This window comes from Herminiimonas sp. NPDC097707 (assembly GCF_044761395.1).
Lineage (GTDB): Bacteria > Pseudomonadota > Gammaproteobacteria > Burkholderiales > Burkholderiaceae_D > Oxalicibacterium.
This window is the reverse complement of the sequence record NZ_JBIWCI010000001.1, coordinates 1,594,317-1,618,613: the sequence shown is the minus strand read 5'-3', so window position 1 is coordinate 1,618,613 and position 24,297 is coordinate 1,594,317. Positions and strand designations below refer to the sequence as shown.

The 24,297-nt window shown below is 52.7% G+C and carries 22 protein-coding genes and 2 tRNA genes; 11 read left to right on the top strand and 13 right to left on the bottom strand.

Features of this window, described 5'->3' with window-relative positions:
* Positions 1-24 precede the first annotated feature (24 nt).
* Positions 25-723: a GntR family transcriptional regulator gene (locus tag ACIQW9_RS07815; protein ID WP_402335042.1), complete on the bottom strand. Its 699-nt coding sequence runs from the start codon at positions 721-723 to the stop codon at positions 25-27.
* 321 nt (positions 724-1,044) lie between these two features.
* On the opposite strand from ACIQW9_RS07815, the gene ACIQW9_RS07810 reads away from it, so the two are divergent.
* The gene (locus tag ACIQW9_RS07810; protein ID WP_402335040.1) at positions 1,045-1,518 is read left to right on the top strand and encodes a GNAT family N-acetyltransferase; all 474 of its coding nucleotides are present in this window, start codon (positions 1,045-1,047) and stop codon (positions 1,516-1,518) included.
* A 165-nt stretch (positions 1,519-1,683) separates the two neighbouring features.
* On the opposite strand, the gene ACIQW9_RS07805 is transcribed toward ACIQW9_RS07810, so the two are convergent.
* The 3 genes from ACIQW9_RS07805 to ACIQW9_RS07795 all read right to left on the bottom strand — a co-directional run bounded on the left by ACIQW9_RS07805 (position 1,684) and on the right by ACIQW9_RS07795 (position 4,374).
* Positions 1,684-2,172 carry a glycine zipper 2TM domain-containing protein gene (locus tag ACIQW9_RS07805; RefSeq protein ID WP_402335037.1) on the bottom strand — a complete coding sequence of 163 codons (489 nt, stop codon included), beginning with the start codon at positions 2,170-2,172 and terminating at the stop codon, positions 1,684-1,686.
* Between the two features lie 241 nt (positions 2,173-2,413).
* Positions 2,414-3,790, bottom strand: a complete 1,377-nt coding sequence (locus ACIQW9_RS07800) for an NAD(P)-binding domain-containing protein (protein WP_402335034.1) — start codon at positions 3,788-3,790, stop codon at positions 2,414-2,416.
* 509 nt (positions 3,791-4,299) lie between these two features.
* A tRNA-Arg gene (locus ACIQW9_RS07795) sits at positions 4,300-4,374 on the bottom strand.
* A gap of 171 nt (positions 4,375-4,545) precedes the next feature.
* Here ACIQW9_RS07795 and ACIQW9_RS07790 point away from each other — a divergent pair.
* Positions 4,546-6,447: an ATP-binding cassette domain-containing protein gene (locus ACIQW9_RS07790; RefSeq protein WP_402335031.1), complete on the top strand. Its 1,902-nt coding sequence runs from the start codon at positions 4,546-4,548 to the stop codon at positions 6,445-6,447.
* Positions 6,448-6,487: 40 nt separating this feature from the next.
* On the opposite strand, the gene ACIQW9_RS07785 is transcribed toward ACIQW9_RS07790, so the two are convergent.
* Both ACIQW9_RS07785 and murJ read right to left on the bottom strand, forming a co-directional pair.
* On the bottom strand, positions 6,488-7,327 hold the full coding sequence (locus ACIQW9_RS07785; RefSeq protein ID WP_402335029.1) for a SirB1 family protein: 840 nt from the start codon (positions 7,325-7,327) through the stop codon (positions 6,488-6,490).
* 59 nt (positions 7,328-7,386) lie between these two features.
* Positions 7,387-8,937 carry a murein biosynthesis integral membrane protein MurJ gene (gene murJ, locus ACIQW9_RS07780; protein WP_402335026.1) on the bottom strand — a complete coding sequence of 517 codons (1,551 nt, stop codon included), beginning with the start codon at positions 8,935-8,937 and terminating at the stop codon, positions 7,387-7,389.
* 327 nt (positions 8,938-9,264) lie between these two features.
* Between murJ and rpsT the strand changes: the two genes are divergently transcribed.
* On the top strand, positions 9,265-9,528 hold the full coding sequence (gene rpsT / locus ACIQW9_RS07775) for a 30S ribosomal protein S20 (protein ID WP_011871840.1): 264 nt from the start codon (positions 9,265-9,267) through the stop codon (positions 9,526-9,528).
* A gap of 136 nt (positions 9,529-9,664) precedes the next feature.
* Here rpsT and ACIQW9_RS07770 read toward each other — a convergent pair whose 3' ends face one another.
* The 3 genes from ACIQW9_RS07770 to ACIQW9_RS07760 all read right to left on the bottom strand — a co-directional run bounded on the left by ACIQW9_RS07770 (position 9,665) and on the right by ACIQW9_RS07760 (position 11,325).
* Positions 9,665-10,120, bottom strand: coding sequence for a DUF192 domain-containing protein (locus tag ACIQW9_RS07770; RefSeq protein WP_402335023.1), 456 nt, complete (start codon positions 10,118-10,120; stop codon positions 9,665-9,667).
* A gap of 88 nt (positions 10,121-10,208) precedes the next feature.
* Positions 10,209-10,769, bottom strand: coding sequence for a pseudouridine synthase (locus ACIQW9_RS07765; RefSeq protein ID WP_402335020.1), 561 nt, complete (start codon positions 10,767-10,769; stop codon positions 10,209-10,211).
* A 352-nt stretch (positions 10,770-11,121) separates the two neighbouring features.
* The gene (locus ACIQW9_RS07760) at positions 11,122-11,325 is read right to left on the bottom strand and encodes a cold-shock protein (protein WP_009665919.1); all 204 of its coding nucleotides are present in this window, start codon (positions 11,323-11,325) and stop codon (positions 11,122-11,124) included.
* Between the two features lie 334 nt (positions 11,326-11,659).
* On the opposite strand from ACIQW9_RS07760, the gene clpS reads away from it, so the two are divergent.
* Together clpS and clpA are read left to right on the top strand one after the other, a co-directional pair.
* On the top strand, positions 11,660-11,968 hold the full coding sequence (gene clpS / locus ACIQW9_RS07755; protein WP_011871837.1) for an ATP-dependent Clp protease adapter ClpS: 309 nt from the start codon (positions 11,660-11,662) through the stop codon (positions 11,966-11,968).
* A complete protein-coding gene (gene clpA / locus ACIQW9_RS07750; protein WP_402335017.1) occupies positions 11,965-14,268 on the top strand; it encodes an ATP-dependent Clp protease ATP-binding subunit ClpA in 2,304 nt (767 codons plus the stop codon). Before clpS ends, clpA begins: the two co-directional genes overlap by 4 nt.
* A 112-nt stretch (positions 14,269-14,380) precedes the next feature.
* On the opposite strand, the gene ACIQW9_RS07745 is transcribed toward clpA, so the two are convergent.
* The 3 genes from ACIQW9_RS07745 to aat form a co-directional block, all read right to left on the bottom strand.
* Positions 14,381-15,424, bottom strand: a complete 1,044-nt coding sequence (locus ACIQW9_RS07745; protein WP_402335014.1) for a quinone-dependent dihydroorotate dehydrogenase — start codon at positions 15,422-15,424, stop codon at positions 14,381-14,383.
* A 98-nt stretch (positions 15,425-15,522) separates the two neighbouring features.
* Positions 15,523-16,248, bottom strand: coding sequence for an arginyltransferase (locus tag ACIQW9_RS07740; protein ID WP_402335012.1), 726 nt, complete (start codon positions 16,246-16,248; stop codon positions 15,523-15,525).
* A gap of 69 nt (positions 16,249-16,317) precedes the next feature.
* Positions 16,318-17,049, bottom strand: a complete 732-nt coding sequence (gene aat, locus ACIQW9_RS07735; protein ID WP_402335009.1) for a leucyl/phenylalanyl-tRNA--protein transferase — start codon at positions 17,047-17,049, stop codon at positions 16,318-16,320.
* Between the two features lie 181 nt (positions 17,050-17,230).
* On the opposite strand from aat, the gene ACIQW9_RS07730 reads away from it, so the two are divergent.
* A complete protein-coding gene (locus tag ACIQW9_RS07730; RefSeq protein ID WP_402335007.1) occupies positions 17,231-18,433 on the top strand; it encodes an ammonium transporter in 1,203 nt (400 codons plus the stop codon).
* Positions 18,434-18,511: 78 nt separating this feature from the next.
* Here ACIQW9_RS07730 and ACIQW9_RS07725 read toward each other — a convergent pair whose 3' ends face one another.
* Positions 18,512-19,099, bottom strand: a complete 588-nt coding sequence (locus ACIQW9_RS07725) for an NUDIX hydrolase (protein ID WP_402335005.1) — start codon at positions 19,097-19,099, stop codon at positions 18,512-18,514.
* A 138-nt stretch (positions 19,100-19,237) separates the two neighbouring features.
* Between ACIQW9_RS07725 and ACIQW9_RS07720 the strand changes: the two genes are divergently transcribed.
* The 5 genes from ACIQW9_RS07720 (at position 19,238) to nusA (ending at position 24,281) form a co-directional block, all read left to right on the top strand.
* Positions 19,238-19,314, top strand: a tRNA-Met gene (locus tag ACIQW9_RS07720).
* 161 nt (positions 19,315-19,475) lie between these two features.
* Positions 19,476-20,336, top strand: coding sequence for an SMC-Scp complex subunit ScpB (scpB, locus tag ACIQW9_RS07715; RefSeq protein WP_402335002.1), 861 nt, complete (start codon positions 19,476-19,478; stop codon positions 20,334-20,336).
* Entirely contained in the window at positions 20,314-21,939 is a 1,626-nt protein-coding gene (gene rluB, locus ACIQW9_RS07710; RefSeq protein ID WP_402334999.1) for a 23S rRNA pseudouridine(2605) synthase RluB, read from the top strand. Before scpB ends, rluB begins: the two co-directional genes overlap by 23 nt.
* A 300-nt stretch (positions 21,940-22,239) precedes the next feature.
* A complete protein-coding gene (gene rimP / locus ACIQW9_RS07705) occupies positions 22,240-22,725 on the top strand; it encodes a ribosome maturation factor RimP (RefSeq protein ID WP_402334997.1) in 486 nt (161 codons plus the stop codon).
* Positions 22,722-24,281: a transcription termination factor NusA gene (gene nusA, locus ACIQW9_RS07700; RefSeq protein WP_402334995.1), complete on the top strand. Its 1,560-nt coding sequence runs from the start codon at positions 22,722-22,724 to the stop codon at positions 24,279-24,281. Before rimP ends, nusA begins: the two co-directional genes overlap by 4 nt.
* Positions 24,282-24,297: the final 16 nt, after the last annotated feature.

Below are 24,297 nucleotides of genomic sequence, written 5' to 3'. Positions count from 1 at the left end.
TGTTTTTTTTTGCCGGATGCGCTCTTACATGCCGCCCATGAACTGCAGCGTCTTCCTTGTATATTCTTCCACGTAATCAATCAGACGATCCGAGGCATCGCGTGCGGCGACCTCGTCGTTGGCGGCAATGGCGCGTGCAATATGTGCATGCAGTTTGGTCACGCGAGACAAATCGCCAAAGCGTTTGAAGTGCAGATACCAGAAGCGGCGGGTTTGCGCTTCGATCGGTCCGATTGCATAGGCGACGTATTTATTTTGTGCGGTCGCGATACTCAACGCGTTGAATTCCCTGTCTGTCTCGATGAAAATGGTGCTGTCGTTCTCTTCTGCGGCGCGGTCGAAGTCTTCTGCCAGTTTCGCAAATACGCGTCGCTGATCTTCCATGGCCAGACGCGCAGCGCGGCCGGCGATGATTTTTTCCAGTTCTCGTCTTACCTCGATCATGTTCAATTGATCTGCCAGATCGATTTCCGAAACGATCACGCCCGAACGCGGCAGAATTTTTACACTCCCTTCAATGGCAAGACGTTGCAATGCTTCCCGCAACGGTGTGCGACCGAATCCCAGAGAGCGGTTCAGCGCTTTCTCCGATATCTTGCTGCCTGGCGGGAGCTTGAGTGTGACGATCATTTCTTCCAGGATGCGATAAGCCATCTGAGCCTGGTTTTCACCATTCGCCTCCATTTCCGACTGCAATGCCTGTATTTGTTCTTCGGTGATCATTCGGCCAACCTATTGAATAGCGTTTCTACGCAACATTTCATGGTAACAATTCCTGATTATACGATTCGTTTTTCTCCGTACAAAAAATAGTATGGTTGGCGTTGTTTTATATCGCAATCAAAAAATGCCCCGGCCTGATAACACTGAAGATTGAACGCCTAGGTATCTCCGCTTCTGGACAGTCGCTACCAACGGCGAACGTCCGGCATCGCAGGCAGGGCGTCGCAAACTGGAAGTCCGCTTACTGCGCAAAGTGAACATTTCCCTCGCCGGGCAGATGTGACAAACTCCCTTTTTAGATTGATGCTTTGCGAGGAATACATGGAAATTCGACGGTTCAAAATTGGCGATGAGTCTGCGTTGTTTCGCGTCTTCTTCTCGGCCATTCATGTAATCGCATCACGCGATTACACCCGCGATCAAATAGAGGCGTGGGCTCCAGCTGACCTTGATCCGAAGCTCTGGGAGAATCATGTTAGAGATATCCGCCCGTTTGTAGTGGAAGCTGACGGCGAAATAGTTGGTTACGCTGACGTTCAGCCGAACGGTTACATCGACCACTTCTTTGTGTCAGGCTCTCATCCCCGTCAGGGAATAGGTAGCCTGCTAATGAACCGTATTCATGAAGAAGCCAGCTTGCTTGGTATTGACGAACTTACGTCGGATGTAAGTAAGACTGCTGAACCCTTCTTTGTGCTCCACGGTTTTCATGTGGTGCAACGAAGGTTTCCGATTCGCGGCGGTGTAACTCTTCAGAATGCACTGATGCGGAAAGAATTGAAGCGGCGAACATGAGGGCTCTCGGAAGGTGCTGGAGGAACTGGATGTGCTGCGTTTGATGCAGATCTGGTTTTTCGACAAAGCTTGTAAAAAGCCGCTGCATTTGCATGCAGCGGCTTTTTTACGAGGTGCTCACCAGATGCTGAGCGGGATTCGACCAGTGTGCAGCTGCCTGCAGGATCAATAACGGAAGAGACGATTGTTTTCAATACGTACGCGATTACCTACGCGCAAATCGCCTACGCTGTCGAGCAGCATCGTTTGATATGCGCCGTTATCGAGACGGATGCCGACTTGATAAGCATCCCGTACCTGCTGATTGTTTCTTTGAATCTGGTTGCCGACCAAGGCACCGCCAACCACACCTACCGCAGTTGCTGCAGTGCGACCTGAACCGTTGCCGATTTGATTGCCCAGCACACCACCAACCACGCCGCCAACTACTGCGCCGGCACCGATGCCGTTGTTGCCTGTGCTTTGCTGGACGATCTGAATTGAATCGACCACGCCATATGCGGAATTATAGGCAGGCGCATTGGACATCTGGTTCTGGTTTTGTGATTGTGGATACTGATTGGCTCCAGGGTCGTTGTTATACGGTCCTGCACAGCCGGCGAGAATAAAGACAGAAGAAAGTGCAATGGCAATAATGCCTGTATTGGTTTTCATGATGACTCCATTTGTTAGTATTTTTTGAAGGGACAAAATGAGGGTAATGAGAAATGCGGGAATGTTCAGTGCGGTAGCGCACCGAATTTCGGTTTTCCAATAATGATTTTTGCAAAGGAAAAGTTGCGCCCGGATATCTGCGTAGTGCAGCGTGCCAGGCAAGCGGACTCAGGAATCTGTTCAGGAGAGATGCAAAAATGGCGACAAACTTGCTTGTCGCCATTTTTGTTCGTGCCATGCCTTATAGCGTGGCGTTTACTTCGTCATTCTGATTGATGTGCGGATCAAGGAAGCGTTCCAGGCTGTCATCCAGCTCATCAAGCCAGGCAGTATGGTGTACCGGCGCCATCGTGCCGGTAACAACAGAGCGGAACGGTTTGTCGCGATAGGTGAGAATGCTCTCTTGCTTGTCGCGCAGCCATTGCTTCAACAGTTCGGCAACCTGTTCGGCTTCAAAGCCGGGGTAGTCGGTGCGATCCATCAAGTCACGTACATAGGCGGTTTGAAAATCCACGGCATCACAGGGATTGTCCACTGCATCTTCGCGCTGGCCCCAGTCCTGAATGTCGGCTTTCATGCTAGCCATATCGGGTAATGTGGCGTTACCAAGCATGATGTCGCGCGTGTACCAGGCTTGTGCGTCGAACATATTGAAAGTGTAGTACTGGTCCTGCATGCCGAGATAGAACAGGCGTGGATTGTTCTTCCACACGACGCCTTTGTACAAACCACGCGGATACAAGCGATTGTGCGATTTCAGGCGCAACTCTTCCGGCAGGAATGCGTATTTGTGCTGATATCCGGTGCACAGTACAACGGCGTCCACATTTTTATGCGTGCCATCCTGGAAGTGGGCAGTCTTGCCTTCAAAGCGCGTTACCAATGGCACTTCACGTATGCCTTGTGGCCATTTGAAGCCGAGCGGAGCGGAGCGATAGCTGATGGTGACAGAACGCGCGCCGTGCTTGTAGCATTGCACACCGATGTCTTCGGCCGAATAGCTGCCGCCGACGAGCAATAAATCCTTGCCCTTGAACTGATCGGCGCCACGGAAATCATGCGCATGCATGACGGCACCGGGGAAGGTATCCAAACCTTTAAAGTAAGGCACATGCGGTGTCGAGAAATGGCCGGTGGCGACGACCAGATAGTCAAAGGTTTCGGTGTACGTATGCTGTTTGCTCAAGTCTTCGACCGCAACTTCAAAAGTCTGGGTGTTTTCATCAAACTTGACCCAGCGCGTGACGGTGTTGAAGCGTATGTACTGACGCAGATTGTTGCGTTCCATGCGACCTTGTATGTAGTCAAACAATACGGCACGCGGTGGATAGGATGGAATGGGACGACCGAAATGCTGGTCGAAGGAATAATCGGCAAACTCCAGCGCTTCCTTGGGACCGTTGGACCACAGATAGCGATACATGCTGCCGTGCACAGGTTCGCCGTGTTCATCGAGACCGGTACGCCAACTGTAGTTCCACAAACCACCCCAATTCGAGCGTTTCTCAAAACAGACGAGTTCTACGTCGTGCTTGCTGTGGGATAGGGCGGACTCGAAGGCGCGCAGCTGCGCCAATCCACTCGGTCCAGCGCCAATGATTCCAATGCGAATCGTCATATATTTTCCTTTTATTCTCGTTTTTTAAAACCGGACGGCACGTTCTGACAAAGAAGTGCACCGTAGCGAGTGTTTCCTCACAAACGCATCGTTGCGGAGTCGCAAGACAGTTGAGTTGTGCTCATGGCTGAGGAGAACGTGGACATCGGCCGATTGCTGACGCAACGGGATGCGGCGAGTAGGGCGATACAGGCAGCCTACTCGATTCCATGTGAAATGATTTCAGTTGAAATCATTTCACATTAAAACATAATTGGCATTGAAATTGCAAGCAACTGTGGATATTTGATGTGATTATTGTGACAATTGTCTTTAAAGTTAATTATCTTTTTTATAAAACAAATTAACTTCTTGTCATGCTCTCGTTCGAGGGCTTGAAGAGGGAAATGCAAGATGTGGCTCGTTCAGACAGGCGCAATGGCGGGCGTTGCGAGGCAGTTTGAATGAAAGTTTCGGAAAGACACAAAAGCAAGGGCTGCATTTGTGTAAAGGACTATGACTTGGGTATTTGGTCCCGCCGACAGGAATCGGACCTGTATCTAGCGCTTAGGAGGCACTCGTTCTATCCATTGAACTACGGCGAGACGCGCGAAAGCGAGGCATGTTGCTTACTTCCGCCCGGGATTATAGCTGACGAAAGTGCAAAGAATGGCAGGATAGCTGCCGCTATCGGTACAATGCGGACTTCATTCTCGATTTACTCTTTTTAATTGGTCGCCTGCAATCGCACGCAGACCTCACATCCTCAGGCATTTATGGCAGTCATCTCCCTTTCGAACGCGCAGCTCGCGTTCGGCCACGTCCCGTTGCTCGATAAAGCGGAATTTTCTCTGGAAGCCGCCGAGCGCGTGGGCTTGATCGGCCGTAACGGCACCGGTAAATCGTCTTTGCTGAAAATTATCGCCGGCACGTCGAAGCTGGATGACGGTCTGTTTGTCATGCAGCAGGGCATCAAGATCGCCTACGTTGAGCAGGAGCCGCACTTCTCACCTGAGACGTCCGTGTATGACGCAGTCGCTTCCGGCATGGGCGATATGCAGGCTTTGCTGACGGAATACGATGCGCTGACCGGCCAGTTTGGCGGTGACGACGACGATGCCCTGATGGAGCGCATGCACGACATTCAGGTCAAGCTGGATGCGGCCGATGCATGGAATTTGAATCACAAGGTTGAGGCGACATTGGATCGCTTGAATCTGGTCAAGGATTCCCTGATGGGCACCTTGTCCGGCGGGATGCAAAAGCGCGTTGCGCTGGCACGTGCACTGGTGAGTGCGCCTGACGTGTTGCTGCTCGATGAGCCGACCAACCATCTGGATTTCACATCGATTCTGTGGCTCGAAGGTTTGCTGCGCGACTACAAGGGTAGCGTGCTGTTCATTACCCATGATCGTAGTTTTCTGGATAACGTGGCGACGCGCATCATCGAACTGGATCGTGGTCGTTTGCTGTCTTTCCCCGGCAACTTCACTGCGTATCAAGTGCGCAAGGCCGAGCAACTGGAAATCGAAGAGGTCGAGAACGCCAAGTTCGACAAATTCCTTGCGCAGGAAGAGGTCTGGATACGCAAGGGCGTGCAGGCGCGTCGTACGCGTGACGAAGGCCGCGTGCGTCGTCTGGAAGCATTGCGTCTGTCGCGCAGCGCACGGCGTGATCAGCAAGGCCAGGTCAAGCTCGATGTCTCGTCCGGTGATCGTTCCGGCAAGATCGTGGCCGAGCTGGAAAATATCAACAAGGTCTATGGCGACAAGGTGATCGTCAAGGATTTCAGCGCGACGATTCTGCGTGGCGATAAAGTTGGTCTGATCGGTTTGAACGGTGCGGGTAAAACCACGCTGCTGAAAATGATCCTGGGCCAGGAAGATCCGGATTCGGGTACCGTCAAGCAAGGCACCAAATTGCAGATTGCATACTTCGATCAGATGCGCGCGCAGTTGAATGAAGAAATGAGTCTGGCCGACACCATCGCGCCGGGTAGCGACTGGGTCGAGATCAACGGCCAGCGCAAGCACGTGATGACGTATCTGAACGATTTCCTGTTTGCACCGGAGCGCGCGCGTTCGCCGGTCAAGTCATTGTCCGGCGGCGAACGCAATCGTTTGCTGCTGGCGCGTCTGTTTGCCAAACCGGCTAACGTACTGGTGCTCGATGAGCCGACCAACGATCTGGATATCGACACGCTGGAACTGCTGGAAGAATTGCTGGAAGATTACGAAGGCACCGTGTTCCTTGTCAGCCATGACCGTACCTTCCTCGACAACGTCGTCACGCAAGTGATCGTCGCAGAAGGTAATGGCCTGTGGCGCGAATATATCGGCGGCTATACCGATTGGGAGCGTGTGCGTCCTGCGACCACGCCGGCAGGCGCACCAAAAAGTGCAGTAAAAACGGAAGCCGTATCGCCGCAAGCCGCGCCGGCTGCCAAACAGAAAAAGCTGAGCTACAAAGAGCAGCGCGAGATGGATGCTTTGCCGGTACTAATTGCGCAACTGGAAGAAGAACAAAAAGCTATTACCGAAAAACTGGCCGATGCCAGCATCTATACCAAGCAGGCAGATGAAGCAAAACGCTTGAACCAGCGTTTTGCGGAAATCGATGGCTTGTTGCTGGAAGCGCTGGAGAAGTGGGAAACCATAGAGGCGCGCGCGAAAACGTAATGCGTGCAATTGCCGTTCCTGCTTGCGCAGGGACGGCAATCTAGTTCAAGCGTCCGATTGCATCTTTCAATTCAGGCAATCTGGCGCGCAATTCCGTTGCATCCATCGCGTACGGACGTTGCTCCAGATAGGCTTCGATATCCTGCACCGCAGCTTGCGGACATTCCAGATTGGCATACGCCAGACCACGATCGCGCCGTTCGGTAATGTCACGCGGCAGCAAAATCAATAATCTTTCCTGCACTTCCAGCAAACGCTGCCAGTGCTCCTGTTGCATGAACAGCAGTTTCAGATTGCGCAGCATGCGTACCAGAATATCGCGTGGGCTAGCCGCGTCGAGATAGGCGTTGAACTGGAAATCATCCGGAAAATCCTGCTCCAGGATATAAGGTTCGACGCGCTCTTCCAGCTCTTCGCGCGACAGGCTGGAGCCGTTGAACGGATCGAGTACAACCTGCCCCGATTGCACCGACAATTTCATCAGGAAGTGACCGGGGAAAGAGATGCCTTGCACTTCCAGATCGATCTGTTGCGCCAGTTCCATATACAAAATCGCGAGCGAAATCGGAATTCCGCGTCGCGTGCTGAGTACACGGTGCAAGTAGCTATTGTCGGGATTGTAATAGTCGTTGACGTTGCCGCTGAAGCCGAGCTCATTGTAAAAATAATGATTCAGCATGCGCAGCTTTTGCAGATGCGACGCATCGTCCGGCAAACGCTGCTTGAGTTTGGCGGCAAGCGTATCGACTTCTTCTTCCAGTGCCGCCAGATCGAGGCCGGGTTCGGCATCCTGTGCAATCGCCAACGCAGCTTCAAACAAAGGGATGCTGTCGTCCTGCTGCACCAGCGTGGAAAAGTATTCGAGAGTTTTGATCGTCATATGCCTCCATCATAGCGAGGATGCTGCGAACGTGCAGATGCGCGTTCAGCTTGCTGCGATCAGTGTGCTATCCGCTTGAAATCACGAAAGCGAAATCCCATGGCCAGCAAGGCGCCGAAATAGCTGATGCCGCATGCCGCCAAAACCGCCAGCAATGCGCCTACGCGCAGCAACGGAGATGCACGCAATGCCACCCAGTCGAAATGTCCGGACGTCCACAAGGCAACGCCCGCCATCAGGAACAGTGCGCCCACCAGCCGAATGAAGAAGGTGCGCCAACCGGGCAAGGCCGAATAAATTCCGCGCCGTTTCAATCCCCAGTACAGGAAAGCTGCGTTCAAGCATGCACCCAAACCGATCGACAGCGCCAGTCCTGCATGCGCAATCCACGGCACAAAAATCAGATTCATTAATTGTGTTGCAATCAACACACCGATCGCAATTTTGACCGGAGTTTTGATGTTTTGTTGTGCATAAAATCCAGGCGCGAGAATCTTGACCAGAATCAGGCCGATCAGGCCGACGCCGTATGCAATCAGCGCTCTGGACGTCATGGCAACAGATTGCGCATCGAATTTTCCGTAATGAAACAGCGTTGCCGTCAATGGTTCGGAAATCGTTGCCAGGCCGACTGCGCAAGGTAGGGCGAGCAGGAAGGTCAGGCGCAAGCCCCAATCCAGCAGCGATGAATATTCGGCCGTATTGCCCTCGAAATTAGCCTTCGACAGGCTGGGCAGCAGGATAGTCCCCAGCGCCACGCCTAGCAGGGCAGTCGGGAATTCCATCAATCGATCGGCGTACGAGAGCCAGGACACGCTGCCGCTTTCCAGACGCGAGGCAATATTCGTGTTGATCATCAAACTGATTTGCGCTGCCGAGACGGCAAATACTGCCGGCCCCATTTTGCGCAAGACCTTGCGCACGCCGGCATCGCCCAGGCTGGCGAACGGATTTTTTGAAATTCGCGGCAGCATGCCGATTTTCATCAGCGCGGGAATCTGGATCGCCATTTGCAGAATGCCGCCGACCACGACGCCAATTGCCATCGCATATATAGGTGTATGCAGGTAAGGCGCGAGAAAAAGCGTGGCGAGGATGAATGACAGATTCAGCAGGACGGGAGTGAAAGCGGGAATTTTGAATTCGCGCCAGGTATTCAGAATGCCGCCACTGAGGGCCACAAATGACATGAAGCCGATGTAAGGGAACATCACGCGCGTCATCCAGACCGAGGTGTCGAATATGGTGGTGTTGGCCGTGAGTCCGGTCGCAATCAGATAGACGATGACGGGTGAGGCGGCAATGCCGATTACGCATGTCAGCAGCATTGTCCATATCAAAACGGTGGCGACGTGATCGACCAGGCTTTTAGTCGCTTCCTCACCTTTCTGGCTTTTGTATTCCGCCAGAATCGGCACGAAAGCCTGTGAAAAAGCTCCTTCGGCAAATAGGCGACGTAGCAGATTGGGAATGCGGAAGGCAATATTGAACGCATCGGTATAGGCGGATGCGCCAAATGCACGGGCAAACAGGATCTCGCGTATCAATCCTGTCACACGAGAAACCATCGTCATGCCGGATACTGCCGCGAGCGTTTTGTGCAAGTTCATGGAGCGGGATTATAGCTGGTCGGCAGGCAACGATGGCAGCCGGATTTCGAGGAGGAGCCTCGTGCCCGATGCTGATTGCATGTTTTCTTCAAGGCAAGGGCGCAGTGCCGATGGTCATTTTTAAATGGAAAATCGGCAATGAAGGCATCTTGCCTTTATAATAAGGTCAGTTGCATTGGCACCACTTGTTGCAACAAGCTTGGAGACAGATCAGCATCTATTTGCCTGATTCACAAAATGCCGCTATAATCCGAGGCTTCACAGAATTCTGTCTCACTAATGCGTGTTTGCGAATGCGCGTCGACCCTGTTTTAGGAAATAATATTCATGGCAAATACCGCACAAGCACGCAAACGCGCTCGTCAAGCAGTCAAACAAAACGCTCATAATTCGAGCCAGCGTTCGACCTTGCGTACCGCAGTTAAGGCAGTTCGCAAAGCAATCGAAGCTGGCGACAAAACTGCAGCAGCTCAGGTTTTCCTGGCGTCTGTTTCGACGATCGATCGTATCGCCGACAAAAAGATCATCCATAAAAACAAGGCAGCACGTCATAAAAGCCGCCTCGCAGCTGCTTTGAAAGCGCTGGCTTAAGCAAATTTATTGTCGCTGTAGCAATTGCAGCGATCAGTAATAAAAACCCCGCATGATGCAAATCATGCGGGGTTTTTATTGTTCGAGCCCTTGTTCTGGGAGCATCCTGCTGCAAGAGTCGGTGCTTCCTTGCTGTTTATCTTCCTTTCGGCAAGCCATCAATCGTGCTGCCCGGCTTGATGTTCTTTTGCTTGAACCAGCCTTCGTTCATTTCCAGCGCATAACGCACCGGTTTTTTGGAGCAGTGTGACTCCAGACTGTGCGGTTTCATATTCTCGATATTCACGATCTTGCCATTGTCATCAATAAAGGCGACGGAGAGCGGGATCAGGGTGTTCTTCATCCACATGCAAACGCCGGCCGGCGCACCGAAGAGAAAAATCATTCCTTCATTTTGCGCCATGCTTTCGCGAAACATCAAACCTTGCTGGCGTTCGGCTTCGGTAGCGACCACTTCGGCCTTGATTACATGCATGCCGGCAGTGAGGGGAATAACCGGAAATTTCTGGCCCGGCTGCGCCGATGCCGGGCCGGTAGAAAATATGGCAGCCAGAGCGAGAGCAGCAGCGCAAGTGGAAAGGGATTTATTCATGAGTAATGTCTGGGTAGGTGGTCGGGATGCAGCACGAGTGTAATGGAAAAAAATGAAGCGGGCGTTTGTGCGTCTGGTCCTGAATGTCTTAAAGCCCCAACTCTGCCGCAGACACTTCGCGCCATTCACCGGGCAATAGCGGATGCGACTGCAGGGAAATCGGGCCGATCGCAATCCGTATCAGTCGCAAGGTAGGTAGGCCAACTGCGCCAGTCATGCGTCGCACTTGCCGGTTCTTGCCTTCTGCCAGTGTTATGGCGAGCCAGCTGGTTGGCACTTGGGCGCGCTCACGTATCGGCGGATTGCGTGGCCATAGCCAATCGGGTTCCTGTACCCGCTTTGCCTCGCACCCTTGGGTAATGAAATCACCCAGATTCAGCGGTGCGCGCAATCGCGCTAGTGCTTCGGCTTGCGGAATGCCTTCCACCTGCGCCAGATAGGTTTTTGTCTGTTTGTGATCGGGGTGGCTGATCGCGTGCTGCAGTTTGCCGTCATCCGTCAGCAGTAATAAGCCTTCGCTGTCTGCATCCAGTCGCCCGGCAGGGTAAATGTCGGGAATGTCCAGATAATCGGCCAGCGATGCGCGTGTCGGATGCGGTGAGAATTGGCACATCACCTGGAAGGGCTTGTTGAACAGAATCAGAGACATGGTTGATGGTTTGGTCGAAAGTGCGGGTGCGCCAGATGAAGGGAATGGCGAACGGCGATGAGGTGGAATCTTAAAGAGATTTTGCAAGATGCGATATCAAAACCGGCATGTTGATCTGCATAGCAGGCCTTGGCTTTGCAAATCGGCTGAGTAAGAAATCGAATGCAGATCGCAGGCTCAAAAGTGTCGGCGTCCGGATTCGGCTATGAAATGATCGCCAATATGGTGTAAATGCAAAGAGTTGCCGCTTTGATCCGTCGGCAGTAGTACTCCAAGTTTGCTTGTGCCGGTTTTATTTCTTTAGCAATAAAAAAACCCCGCCTGAGCGGGGTTTTTCGTGAAGCTCCTTGAATTAAGGAGCTTGAATGTTGGAAGCTTGCTTGCCTTTAGGGCCTTGCGTGACTTCGAACTGGACTTTTTGACCTTCTTTGAGAGTCTTGAAGCCGTTCATCTGGATTGCTGAAAAGTGTGCAAACAAATCTTCACCGCCGTCATCCGGAGTGATAAAGCCGAAGCCTTTAGAATCGTTGAACCACTTGACTGTACCTGTTGCCATAAAAAGCGTCTTTCTATATAGACTTAATCACACGAGCCGCAAAAGAAAGAAGCCTCGACTACCGTTGCCCCTCCTAAAACCTGCTCACTTCATATTGACAGCTAATGTTGTCAAGCATGTCAATAAGATTCATTCTTTACGCAAAAAATATAAAAGTCAAGATTTTTGGCGGTGCTGTTGTATGTTTATTTGATGAGCTTAAAACACATGCTCTTGAATTTCTGTGTTTGATCGTCATCTGCGTCTTCAGAAGAAAACGCGTAAGATTAAATTTAATTTGTATCCCTGTTCTTCTGGGCATTGTGCACACGGTCGAACGTATTAGAATAGACCTATGGCAATTAAGCATGATGATGGTACGGTCCTTATGCGGCAAGAGCAAAAACTCAAGCCGCCGTCTATGTATCAGGTGTTATTGCTGAACGATGATTACACGCCGATGGAATTCGTCGTGATGATTCTTCAGGAATACTTTAGTAAAGATCGTGAGACAGCAACGCAAATCATGCTCATGGTTCACCGCGACGGAAAGGGTATTTGTGGCGTGTATCCAAAGGATATTGCGTCTACGAAAGTTGAGCTGGTTTTGAACCACGCCCGAAAAGCGGGGCACCCCCTGCAGTGCGTGATGGAGGAAGTATGATTGCGCAGGAATTAGAAGTCAGTTTGCATATGGCGTTTGTCGAAGCGAGACAGGCGCGCCATGAATTCATTACCGTCGAGCACCTGCTCCTGGCCTTGCTGGATAATCCTTCAGCAGCCGAAGTATTGCGTGCCTGTGCGGTCAACATCGATGATCTGCGGAAAACGCTGACTAATTTCATAGGCGACAATACCCCTACGGTACCTGGCGCGGCAGAAGTCGATACCCAACCTACACTTGGTTTTCAGCGCGTGATTCAGCGTGCGATCATGCACGTCCAATCTGCTTCTAACGGCAAGAAAGAAGTGACCGGTGCGAATGTACTGGTTGCCATTTTCGGCGAGAAGGATTCGCATGCCGTTTATTATTTGCACCAGCAGGGTGTAACGCGACTCGACGTGGTGAATTTCATTTCCCACGGCGTGCGCAAGGATCAGCAGATCGATGTGCAGAAAAGCTCTGAAGGTGCGGAAGACACGCCTTCTGCAGAAGGTCAGCAAAAAGAAAGCGCACTTGATCAGTTCACGCAGAATCTGAACAAGCTCGCCACCGAAGGCAAGATTGATCCCTTGATCGGACGCGAAGGCGAAGTCGAGCGCGTGATTCAAACCTTGTGCCGTCGCCGCAAGAACAATCCATTGCTGGTGGGTGAGGCAGGCGTGGGCAAGACCGCGATCGCCGAAGGTCTTGCATGGCGCATCACGCAAGGCGAGGTACCGGAGGTATTGCAAAACGCGGTCGTCTATTCGCTGGATATGGGCGCGCTGCTGGCTGGCACCAAGTATCGCGGCGACTTTGAGCAGCGCTTGAAAGCGGTGCTCAAACAACTGAAAGACAACCCTAACGGGATTCTTTTCATCGATGAAATTCACACCATCATTGGTGCAGGTTCGGCATCGGGCGGTACGCTGGATGCATCCAATTTGCTCAAGCCGGCTCTGTCGAATGGCCAGTTGAAGTGCATAGGTGCGACGACGTTTACCGAATTCCGCGGCGTGTTCGAGAAAGATCATGCCTTGTCGCGTCGTTTCCAGAAGATCGATGTGAACGAACCTACGGTGGAGCAAACCATACAAATTCTGCGTGGCTTGAAATCCCGTTTTGAAGAACATCATGGGGTGAAGTATTCATCTTCGGCCCTGGTCTCTGCAGCCGAGTTGGCGGCGCGCTTCATTAATGATCGTCATTTGCCCGACAAGGCGATTGATGTGATCGATGAGGCTGGCGCTGCACAACGCATCCTGCCGAAATCGAAACAGAAGAAAACAATAGGCAAGGCCGAGATCGAAGACATCATTTCGAAGATCGCCCGTATTCCTGCGCAAACGGTTAATCAGGACGATCGATCCAAATTGCAGACGATCGAACGCGATTTGAAAAACGTCGTGTTCGGTCAGGATCCGGCGCTGGAAGCGCTTGGTTCGGCGATCAAGGTTGCGCGTGCCGGTTTGGGTAAAACCGACAAGCCGATTGGCTCCTTCCTGTTCTCCGGTCCTACCGGGGTCGGTAAAACCGAGGCAGCCAAGCAGCTGGCCTTCATCATGGGCATCGAACTGATACGTTTCGATATGTCGGAATACATGGAGCGCCATGCGGTTAGTCGTTTGATCGGTGCGCCTCCGGGCTATGTCGGATTTGACCAGGGCGGTTTGCTGACCGAAGCGATCACGAAGAAGCCGCATGCGGTTCTGCTGCTGGATGAGATTGAAAAAGCGCATCCGGATATTTTCAATATCCTGTTGCAGGTGATGGATCACGGCACCTTGACGGATAACAATGGTCGCAAGGCGGATTTCCGTAATGTGATCATCATTATGACGACGAATGCCGGTGCCGAGAGCTTGCAAAAACGTTCGATCGGTTTTACCGACAAGAAGGAAGCCGGCGACGAGATGGCGGATATCAAGCGCATGTTTACGCCTGAGTTCCGCAATCGCCTGGATGCCATCATCAGCTTCCGTGCGCTGGATGAAGAAATCATTCTGCGCGTAGTCGATAAATTCCTGATGCAGCTGGAAGAGCAATTGCACGAGAAAAAAGTGGAGGCGATCTTCACCGAGAATCTTCGCACTTTCCTCGCCAAGAAAGGCTTTGATCCATTGATGGGCGCGCGTCCGATGTCACGTCTGATTCAAGACATGATACGCAAGGCGCTGGCTGACGAGTTGCTGTTCGGTCGTCTGGTGACGGGCGGCAAGGTGACGGTTGATCTGGATGAGAAGGATCAGATCAAACTGGATTTCAGCGAAGGCGATACGGCACCTCCCACTGCAGCTCAGGAAACGATAGAAGTCGAATAAGACTGAAAACGGTGCCAAATAAAAAGCCCGAACCACATCATGGTTCGGGCTTTTTCAATTGGGCCTGCAAACAATTCCTGCCGCGACGGGTTGGCTAGGCTGCTATCGACTTTTATGCCGGAGTACGCAGTGCGGCTGCACATTCCCGTATCAGGGCCGGGCCGCGATAAATCAGGCCGGTGTATAGCTGTACCAGCGACGCGCCGGCGTCTATCTTGGCCTGTGCGTCTGCGCCGGACAAAATTCCACCCACGCCGATGATAGGCAGGGCGTCGCCCAGTTCTGCCTTCAGTGCGCGAATCACGGCGTTGGATGAGGCAAAGACCGGGGCGCCCGACAGGCCGCCGGCTTCTTCCGCGTGCTTCATGTTCTTCACCGCTTCGCGGTTGGTCGTGGTGTTGGTGGCGATGACGCCATCCATCTTGTGCCGTAATAGCGCTTGCGCGATGGTCTGGATCTGTTCCGTATCGATATCCGGTGCAATTTTCAAGGCAATCGGGACGTAGCGCTGATGCTGATCTGCAAGCCGCTGCTGCGCTTCTTTCAGTTGTGCCAGTAGCGCATCGAGTTCTGATGCGCCTTGCAGTTGCCGCAGGTTTTTAGTGTTCGGCGACGAGATGTTGACAGTGACATAGCTGGCATACGGATACACTTTTTCCAGGCAAATCAGATAGTCATCCACTGCGCGCTCGATAGGCGTGTCTGCATTCTTGCCGATATTGAGCCCGAGTATGCCTTCCTTGTTTTGATAAAACCGCGATGCCTGGACATTGGAGACGAAGGCATCGACGCCGCCGTTGTTGAATCCCATCCGATTGATGATGGCGTTTGCTTGCGGCAGGCGAAACATGCGCGGCAGGGGATTGCCCGGTTGGGCGCGCGGCGTCACGGTGCCGACCTCGATAAAGCCGAAACCCAGCGTCGCCAGGCCATCGATATAAGCACCATCCTTGTCCAGTCCGGCGGCCAGACCGACCGGATTAGGGAAGGTAATGCCCATCACGGTGCGCGGATCGCGTTCCGGCTTGGCGATTGCAGAAGTCCATCCCAGCGATGCAGCACGACGCAAGGCGGGCAAGGTGAGGTTGTGCGCTGCTTCCGGATCAATGGCGAATAAAAAGGGGCGGGCAAGGGCGTAGAGGAATTTTTCGGACACGGTAGCGATCAGGTTGGTGAGTCAAGGACGGCCAGGCCGACTGCAGTATGTGCGGTCGGTTTTGCATGGCGCATTTTAACGTGAGATGCGGGGACGGCCTAGGGTAGTGCCTGCCATTCGCCTTGCCGCAGCGCTTCCAGTGGCTGAAAATTTTTCTTGTACGACATCTTCGGGCTTTCCTCTATCCAGTAACCGAGATAGACGTATGGTATTTGCAGCATTCTGGCTTGCTCGATTTGCCACAGTACGTTGTAGGTGCCGTAGGAGGCGTTTGCTTCGTCAGGATCGTAGAAAGTATAGACCGACGACAGGCCATCATCCAGCACGTCGATAATGCTGACCATGCGCAGCGTGCCATCGTCCTCGCGGAATTCCACCAATCGGGTATTTACTTTACTTTGCAGCAGGAATTGCGCGTACTGCTCACGGCTATCCTGATCCATGCCGCCGCCGGCATGTCGGGCTGCCTGATAACGCAGATAGAGATCGTAATGTTCAGCCAGATAAACCAGTTTGGTCACCGAAGTTTGCAGGTCGCTGTGCCGGGTTTGCGCCCGCCTCTGGCTGCGATTGGGTATGAATTGATCGACCACGATACGCACCGGCGTACATGCCTCGCAGCCATCGCAGTGGGGGCGGTAGGTGAAAATTCCGCTGCGACGAAAGCCGTTCTTGACCAGTTCGCTGTAGACATCGGCGTTGATTAAATGTGCAGGAGTGGCAACTTGCGAGCGTGCCTGGCGGTCATCCAGATAGCTGCATGGATAAGGGGCCGTGGCATAGAACTGCAGTGTGGAAAATGGAAGTTCTTTAGGGTGCGTCATGATGGCAGGCTTGGACGGATTCGACGACTATATTTATATCAGACAGACGCTGTCATGTAAGCATGATTTCTAATTGACCTCAAACATGGAAATTGGTTTCCAGTCCATGATTTGTGGTGCCGCGATAGCTTGTCGCAAAAGGGAAATAAATTCAGCACGCGAAATCGGCATTGCGCCAAGCGATGCCAGATGGGCTGTCTGCTGCTGGCAGTCTATCATCGAAACTCCATGACTTCCGAGGAAGCGTATGAGATAGGCCAGAGCTATTTTTGAGGCGTTGGTGACGCGTGTGAACATGGATTCACCATAAAACATGTTGCCGATACTGACGCCGTATGCGCCGCCAACCAGCTCGCCATCGAGCCACAGCTCGGATGAGTGCGCATAACCCAGGCGATGCAGGCGGGTATAGCCGGCGATGATGTCGTCCGATATCCAGGTGCCAGCCTCGCCGTTGCGAGGCCCCGCGCAGGCCCGCATGACGTCTTCAAACGCGTGATCGAAACGAATTTGCCAACGGCCGTTGGTCATCATGCTGTGATCAATTTTCTTCAGCGTTTTTTTCAGGCTGGCGGAGATTTTGAAATCCTGAATGAAAAGCACCATGCGCGGATCGGTGCTCCACCACAAAATCGGCTGACCTTCGGAGAACCACGGGAATATCCCGTTTTGATAAGCGAGCAGCAAGCGTTCGGCAGAAAGATCCGCGCCGGCAGCCAGCAAACCGGCTGCGCCATCGGCCTCGGTGAGCGCGCTGGACACATTGGGGAAGGGTTCGTCCGCTTCCAGCCACGGGATCATGACATATCCCTGTTTTGGTTCGTTATTGTGAGCACTCTTGGTGCGCAATGCCTGAGCTTTCCTGGTTGCAAAAAATTACCTTTTAAAATCATGCACTTGAGAAAAATCACCAAAATGGAATGATTTTTGCTCTTGTGGTGCACTTACTTTATTTGTCTGCACATTAATCGGGAGGTTTTGCATGGATGCACTTAAACATGGCACTGACGCATTATTCATCATGCTCGGTGCGATTATGGTTTTAGCCATGCACGCAGGTTTTGCTTTCCTTGAGCTTGGGACGGTACGCAAGAAAAATCAAGTCAATGCCCTAGTCAAAATATTAGTCGATTTTGCGGTATCGACGATTGCCTATTTTTTCGTTGGGTACAGCGTTGCCTATGGCGTCAGTTTTTTCGGCAACGCCGAAGTGCTGACGCAGCGCAATGGCTTCGAGCTGGTCAAGTTCTTCTTTCTGCTGACCTTTGCAGCGGCCATTCCTGCCATTATTTCCGGCGGTATTGCAGAGCGTGCGCGCTTTCATCCGCAACTGCTGGCGACGGCGCTGATCGTGGGCCTGGTTTATCCGCTATTTGAAGGCATCGCATGGAATCAGCATTTCGGTGTGCAGGCATGGTTGCAAGCGACGTTTGGCGCAAATTTCCATGATTTTGCCGGTTCGATTGTCGTGCACGCAGTGGGTGGCTGGATTGCCTTGCCGGCGGTGTTGTTGCTGGGCGCGCGGCGTGGGCGTTATACGAAAGAAGGCGGGATTGCAGCGCATCCGCCTTCCAGCATTCCCTTTCTGGCATTGGGCGCATGGATACTCACGATAGGCTGGTTCGGCTTCAATGTGATGAGTGCGCAAACGATGGAGCAGATGAATGGCCTGGTTGCAGTCAACTCATTGATGGCGATGGTGGGCGGTACGCTGGCCGCGTTCCTGGCGGGGAAAAATGATCCAGGTTATGTGCATAACGGCCCGCTTGCGGGATTGGTTGCCATATGCGCGGGTTCCAACATCATGCATCCGCTGGGTGCGCTTATTACAGGAGCGATTGCCGGCTTCGTCTTTGTCGGCATGTTCAGCCTGACGCAAAACAAATGGAAAATCGATGATGTGCTGGGCGTCTGGCCTTTGCATGGCTTGTGCGGCGCATGGGGCGGTTTGGCTGCCGGGATTTTTGGCCTGAAAGCATTTGGCGGTTTGGGCGGCGTATCGTTCATGTCGCAATTGTTTGGCACGGTGCTGGGAATCGCGATTGCCTTGACAGGCGGCACGCTGATCTATGGCGGACTGAAACTGACGATGGGTTTGCGGCTGGATGCAGAGCAGGAATTCAATGGCGCAGATTTGTCGATACACAATGTCAGTGCGACGCCGGAGCGAGAAACTTACTGGTGACGTATTGCTGATGCAGGCAGGGTAGATGAACGACGGCGACGACCCTGTCGCGCTATCCTGGCCTCGGGCGTGACACGACTAATCGATGTTCAGCGCTTCAGGGTAGGGCGCGGGTTTCAGAATGTCGTAGGTATGGAAGCGATAGGTGTCGCCATTTTTTCGTGCTGCGTGGTCGGCCAGAAAGAATTTCAATGTATGGCTGACGGTTTGGAATGCGATCTCGTCCCATGGAATCTCATCGGCGGCAAACATTTTCACTTCCATGCTTTCTATGCCTGCCTGATAGTCCAGATCCAGCAAGGTTGCGCGATAAAACATATGGACTTGATGCACGTGCGGCACATTCAATAGTGAAAACAGTTCATGCAGCTGAATGTTTGCACCGGCTTCCTCCACCGTTTCACGGATGGCGGCTTCGGCCGTGGTTTCATTATTTTCCATGAAGCCGGCCGGCAGCGTCCAGTAGCCGCGCCGCGGTTCTATGGCGCGTTTGCATAACAGGATGCGCATATCGCCGTCCTCATCCCATACGGGAATCGACCCCAGCACCATCTTCGGATTCTGGTAATGAATGGCGCCGCAATGACTGCATACATAACGCGGCCGATTGTCACCAGCAGGAATGGATAGTGAAACGGGATGAGCGCACTCGGAGCAAAAATTCATGGAAATAAAATCGTGTAAATACGTATGTGTAGGAGTGTTGCCGAGCTTGTTTCAAGTGAAGAAGTGTATCACCGAGTAAAGTATCTGCAATTAAGATTGCTTTGCGCGCAGATACTCTATATACTTCATATCTTCAGACGCGGGGTGGAGCAGTCTGGCAGCTCGTCGGGCTCATAACCCGAAGGTCGTAGGTTCAAATCCTGCCCCCGCAACCAAAGTCTTACAAGTCTTATATAATCCCGCTCATCAGTACATCTCCTCTAAACGGGCGTCGGACAGCAATATCAACTGGTTCTCTAACCGGGCAGCATCAGTAGATGCATGTCGTTGAATAACTTCTGCACATTACAACTAAACAGTCGTAAAAAAATCGTAAATGAATATTGCTGAGGCGAAGAAGGTCCTCGAAACGGCGCTACTCTGCGCTCACGAGCCACTGTCCATTAACGACATGAAGAAGCTTTATGTCGAAGGCGATGCAGACGGCCAGATTGATGCTGATGCAATCAGGCAAATGCTTGATGAATTGCGCGACGATTGGGCTGACAAGGGAATCGAAGTGGTCAGTCTTTCGACTGGTTGGCGTTTCCAAAGCCGACCAGAGATGAAAATTTATCTGGAACGGCTGAATCCGGAAAAACCGCCCAAGTATTCGCGCGCCACACTTGAAACACTCGCCATCATTACCTACCGTCAGCCCGTCACGCGCGGCGATATCGAAGAAATTCGCGGTGTAACCGTTAATTCGCAAACGATCAAGATGCTGGAAGATCGCGGCTGGATCGAAGCCATCGGTCATCGTGATGTTCCCGGCCGGCCCGCCTTGTTTGCCACGACCAAGCATTTTCTGGATGATCTCGGCCTCAGCTCTCTCGATCAATTGCCGCCACTGCAGCAAGTAGAGAAAGGCGATATGCAAGGCGATGTATTGCTGGAAATGCAAACACTGGAAGCGGAAATACAGGCGCATCTGGATCAAACCGCAATCGATTTTGCCGATGCTGCGGCGACTGAAGGCCTTGTCGCCGCCAATGAAACCGCCGATATCGAAATAACTGAACTTTCCATCGCCGCTGACGCTGCAGATAGCGCCGACGATGCCGTAACGGATACAAGTGCACCCTCGGTTTCTGAATCTGAAACCATCCCCGCTCATGCGGCGCCCGACTTGACGGTTGTTGACGTCACAAGTCAAGATAACCAAGAAGTGAATAATGAATCGTCCAACGAAAAATAATACCTCTGATACACCGATCAATGAGGCATCGCCAGCAGAGCATGCAGATCGTACAGAGCCTGAACAAAATGCGGCAGCACCGGATGAAAATAATGCCGGCAAGCCGGTAAAACGAGGTTTGCGCGGCCCACGCACTTTGCGTCGTGCCCGTAATGCACCACGCAGCGGACCCGCTAATCATGATGCTCCGGAAGAACAAAATGCAGCAGTAGAAGGAGTGGAAGCGCACGCTGCGCCTGCACCTGTTTCGGGGGAAGTGCGCAGAGAGCGCAACCCGCGTCGCGATGAGCGTCAGCCTGGTGCAAAAGGACCGCAAAAATCGAGTGGGAAATCAAGTGGCGCAGGCCCGAATCGCGGCAACAAGCCGCATTCCAGAGGCGGCGATGCGGATGACGTATTTTCCTTCGTTACCTCGGAAGCATTTGATACGCTGGCTGGTGACGATGACAAGGCTGGTGGTAAGCGTCGCCCTGAACAAAAAAGCGTGCGTCGCGATTTGACGGCTGACGATGATGCGCCAAAATTGCACAAGGTCTTGGCGGAAGCCGGGCTCGGTTCGCGTCGCGATATGGAAGAGCTGATTATTGCCGGCCGGGTTTCGGTCAATGGAGAACCGGCGCATATCGGTCAGCGCATTCTGCCGGCTGATCAGGTGCGTATCAACGGCAAACTGATTCAGCGCAAAGTAAGCAACAAGCCGCCGCGCGTGTTGGTGTATCACAAGCCGGCAGGTGAAATTGTCAGTACCAACGATCCCGAAGGCCGTCCATCGGTATTCGAGCGTTTGCCGACGATGAAGGCGGCCAAATGGCTGGCCGTTGGTCGCCTCGATTTCAATACCGAAGGTTTGTTGTTGTTTACTACGTCCGGTGATCTGGCCAATCGCTTGATGCACCCACGCTATGGTATTGACCGCGAATACGCAGTGCGTACCTTGGGTGAACTGGAAGAAGGCATGCGGCAGAAATTGCTGGCAGGCGTGGAACTGGAAGACGGTTTGGCGCAATTCTCCAAAATTGCCGATGGCGGTGGCGAAGGCGTCAACAAATGGTATCGCGTGACTATCGGTGAAGGCCGCAATCGCGAAGTGCGCCGCATGTTCGAAGCGATAGGCTTGACCGTCTCGCGCCTGATTCGTACGCGATACGGTACGCTGACCTTGCCAAAAAATCTCAAGCGTGGACGCTGGGAAGAAATGGAAGAGCACGCTGTGCGTGACTTGCTGGCAATGAGCGGGCTGGAGAAAAAATCTGTCGATGGCGCACCTAAAGGACGCAATAGTCCTGCCGATCGACAAAATGGTAATCGTGCGCCGCGTGTGGATAATGGTATGGGACTGCCGCGCAGTCCAAGCCAGTGGGGCAATCTCGGCGGACAAGGCCGTCCGCAAGGACAGAATGGAAAGCCAGCAGGAGGTCGCCAAGGTCAAGGGCAGCCGCGTAGTCGCCAGCCTGATCCTTTGCAAACTTCACTCGGCTTTCCAGGTATGGGGCAGCCGCGTCGCAGCAATGGCCCGAATCGTGGCCCGAACGGCAACGGGCCATCGCGTGGCAATGGTCCGCAAGGCGGTCAGGGTGGACCGCGCCGCCGTTCCAAAGTTTAATCTTTTACATCGTTCGCACGGCCAGTCGACAGACTTTGTTGGGCCGGATGAGTCGATTGTTAACTGCCTGAATTGCGTGTCGCAAGGATTCCTGCATTGCGGTGCATAAGGTAATCAACTATAATTCGGCAGTTAACAAAGGTCGCCAGTCAAAAACTTATGTTTTTGGCATTGAATTTGGTGGTCAGAATGATAAAAAAGATGGGCAGATGCCCATTTTTTTTTTGTTAAACAGTTTGCGTTGTTGTATTCGATTTCGGCTGCAGGATGGCCGCAATTGACGTTATTCGGAGAATTCCTTTGCAGTTGTCGGCGCTGATTGAAAAAACCGTAGTGGGTATGGGTTATGAACTGGTCAATTTTGAACAGGCGGCCCGGGGCTTGGTGCGTGTATATATAGACTTTACGCCGGAAGACGCGGATAAAGGTTCAATCACCGTAGAGGACTGCGAAAAAGTCACGCACCAGTTGTTGCACGTATTGACGGTTGAAAATGCCAATTACGAGCGGCTGGAAGTGTCGTCGCCGGGCTTGGACAGGCCGCTGAAGAAGCTATCGGATTATGTGCGTTTTGCTGGTGCCGAGGCGCTGGTGAAATTGCGTATGCCGATGCCGAATGCGGCCAATCGCAAATCGTTCCAGGGCATTTTGCAGGAACCGGTAGGCGAGACACTGGCGTTGGAATTCGAGGGAAACGAGGGGCCGGCGAAGCTTGAATTTACGCTCGCTGATGTAGACAAGGCACATTTGGTGCCGCAAGTGAATTTTAGGAGTCGCAAAGCATGAGTCGCGAAATTTTGCAGTTGGTTGATGCGCTGGCGCGCGAAAAAAACGTTGATCCAGACATCGTATTCGGAGCGCTGGAGCACGCGCTTGCGCAGGCGACCAAGAAACGCTACGAAGGCGATGTCGATATTCGCGTCTCGATTGACCGCGACACCGGTGAATTTGAATCTTTCCGTCGCTGGCACGTTGTGCCTGACGATGCAGGTCTGCAATTGCCGGATCAGGAAATTCTGCACTTTGAAGCCAAGGAACAAATTGGCGATATCGAAGTAGATGACCATATCGAAGAGCCGATTGAATCGGTTGAGTTCGGTCGTCGCTTTGCACAAGATACTAAACAAGTTGTTTTGCAACGTATTCGCGATGCAGAACGTGAACAGATTCTGGCTGACTTTCTGGAACGCGGCGATTCGCTGGTGACCGGTACCATCAAACGGATGGAGCGCGGCGATGCGATAGTCGAATCCGGCCGTATTGAAGCGCGTTTGCCGCGCGATCAGACGATTCCAAAAGAAAACCTGCGTATCGGCGATCGCGTCCGTGCCTATATCTTGCGTATCGATCGCAATGCACGCGGCCCGCAAGTAATTCTCTCGCGCACTGCGCCGGAATTCATCATGAAGCTGTTTGAACTCGAAGTACCCGAGATAGAACAAGGCTTGCTGGAAATTAAATCGGCAGCGCGTGATGCAGGCGTACGCGCCAAGATTGCAGTATTCACCAGCGACAAGCGCATTGATCCTATCGGTACCTGTGTCGGCATGCGCGGTTCGCGCGTGCAGGCTGTTACCGGCGAGTTGGGCGGCGAGCGTGTGGATATCGTGTTGTGGTCGGAAGATCCGGCGCAATTCGTCATTGGTGCACTGGCTCCGGCCAACGTTTCTTCCATCGTTGTGGATGAAGAAAAGCATGCGATGGATGTTGTCGTTGATGAAGAAAACCTGGCGATCGCCATCGGTCGCGGCGGCCAGAACGTGCGCCTCGCATCGGAACTGACCGGCTGGCAAATCAACATCATGACAGCTGAAGAATCAGCCGATAAATCGCAGCTGGAAACTGCTGCGACCCGCATCCTGTTCATGGAAAAACTCGACGTCGATCAGGAAGTGGCTGACATTCTGGTAGACGAAGGTTTTGCTTCGCTGGAAGAAATCGCCTACGTGCCTATCGGCGAGATGCTGGATATCGAATCGTTCGACGAAGATACCGTCAACGAATTGCGCAACCGTGCACGCGATGCTCTCGTAACGGAAGCGATCGCCTCCGAAGAAGGCATGGAAGGCATGGACGAAGCACTGGCGAATCTGGAAGGCATGGATCGCATAGTTGCAGGAAAGCTGGGTCTGGCGGGCGTCAAGACACTCGACGCGTTTGCTGGTCTGGCTTATGACGAATTTGGCGCAATTCTGGCTTTGCCTGCAGATCGCGCACGTCATTTGATTGAAAATGAATTTAAAGATGTGACAGACGAAGAGATGAAGCTCATCGATGCCAAATACGATGATCACGCCAAGGCGCTGCAAGCCAAGGTGTGGAGCCTCGCGGAAGCGAAATAATCCACGAAGGTTGTTT

Coding starts and splice junctions, on each gene's coding strand:
- ACIQW9_RS07815 (WP_402335042.1), bottom strand. CDS start 723: ATGATCACCGAAGAACAAATACAGGCATTGCAGTCGGAAATGGAGGCG.
- ACIQW9_RS07810 (WP_402335040.1), top strand. CDS start 1,045: ATGGAAATTCGACGGTTCAAAATTGGCGATGAGTCTGCGTTGTTTCGC.
- ACIQW9_RS07805 (WP_402335037.1), bottom strand. CDS start 2,172: ATGAAAACCAATACAGGCATTATTGCCATTGCACTTTCTTCTGTCTTT.
- ACIQW9_RS07800 (WP_402335034.1), bottom strand. CDS start 3,790: ATGACGATTCGCATTGGAATCATTGGCGCTGGACCGAGTGGATTGGCG.
- ACIQW9_RS07790 (WP_402335031.1), top strand. CDS start 4,546: ATGGCAGTCATCTCCCTTTCGAACGCGCAGCTCGCGTTCGGCCACGTC.
- ACIQW9_RS07785 (WP_402335029.1), bottom strand. CDS start 7,327: ATGACGATCAAAACTCTCGAATACTTTTCCACGCTGGTGCAGCAGGAC.
- murJ (WP_402335026.1), bottom strand. CDS start 8,937: ATGAACTTGCACAAAACGCTCGCGGCAGTATCCGGCATGACGATGGTT.
- rpsT (WP_011871840.1), top strand. CDS start 9,265: ATGGCAAATACCGCACAAGCACGCAAACGCGCTCGTCAAGCAGTCAAA.
- ACIQW9_RS07770 (WP_402335023.1), bottom strand. CDS start 10,120: ATGAATAAATCCCTTTCCACTTGCGCTGCTGCTCTCGCTCTGGCTGCC.
- ACIQW9_RS07765 (WP_402335020.1), bottom strand. CDS start 10,769: ATGTCTCTGATTCTGTTCAACAAGCCCTTCCAGGTGATGTGCCAATTC.
- ACIQW9_RS07760 (WP_009665919.1), bottom strand. CDS start 11,325: ATGGCAACAGGTACAGTCAAGTGGTTCAACGATTCTAAAGGCTTCGGC.
- clpS (WP_011871837.1), top strand. CDS start 11,660: ATGGCAATTAAGCATGATGATGGTACGGTCCTTATGCGGCAAGAGCAA.
- clpA (WP_402335017.1), top strand. CDS start 11,965: ATGATTGCGCAGGAATTAGAAGTCAGTTTGCATATGGCGTTTGTCGAA.
- ACIQW9_RS07740 (WP_402335012.1), bottom strand. CDS start 16,248: ATGACGCACCCTAAAGAACTTCCATTTTCCACACTGCAGTTCTATGCC.
- aat (WP_402335009.1), bottom strand. CDS start 17,049: ATGATCCCGTGGCTGGAAGCGGACGAACCCTTCCCCAATGTGTCCAGC.
- ACIQW9_RS07730 (WP_402335007.1), top strand. CDS start 17,231: ATGGATGCACTTAAACATGGCACTGACGCATTATTCATCATGCTCGGT.
- ACIQW9_RS07725 (WP_402335005.1), bottom strand. CDS start 19,099: ATGAATTTTTGCTCCGAGTGCGCTCATCCCGTTTCACTATCCATTCCT.
- scpB (WP_402335002.1), top strand. CDS start 19,476: ATGAATATTGCTGAGGCGAAGAAGGTCCTCGAAACGGCGCTACTCTGC.
- rluB (WP_402334999.1), top strand. CDS start 20,314: ATGAATCGTCCAACGAAAAATAATACCTCTGATACACCGATCAATGAG.
- nusA (WP_402334995.1), top strand. CDS start 22,722: ATGAGTCGCGAAATTTTGCAGTTGGTTGATGCGCTGGCGCGCGAAAAA.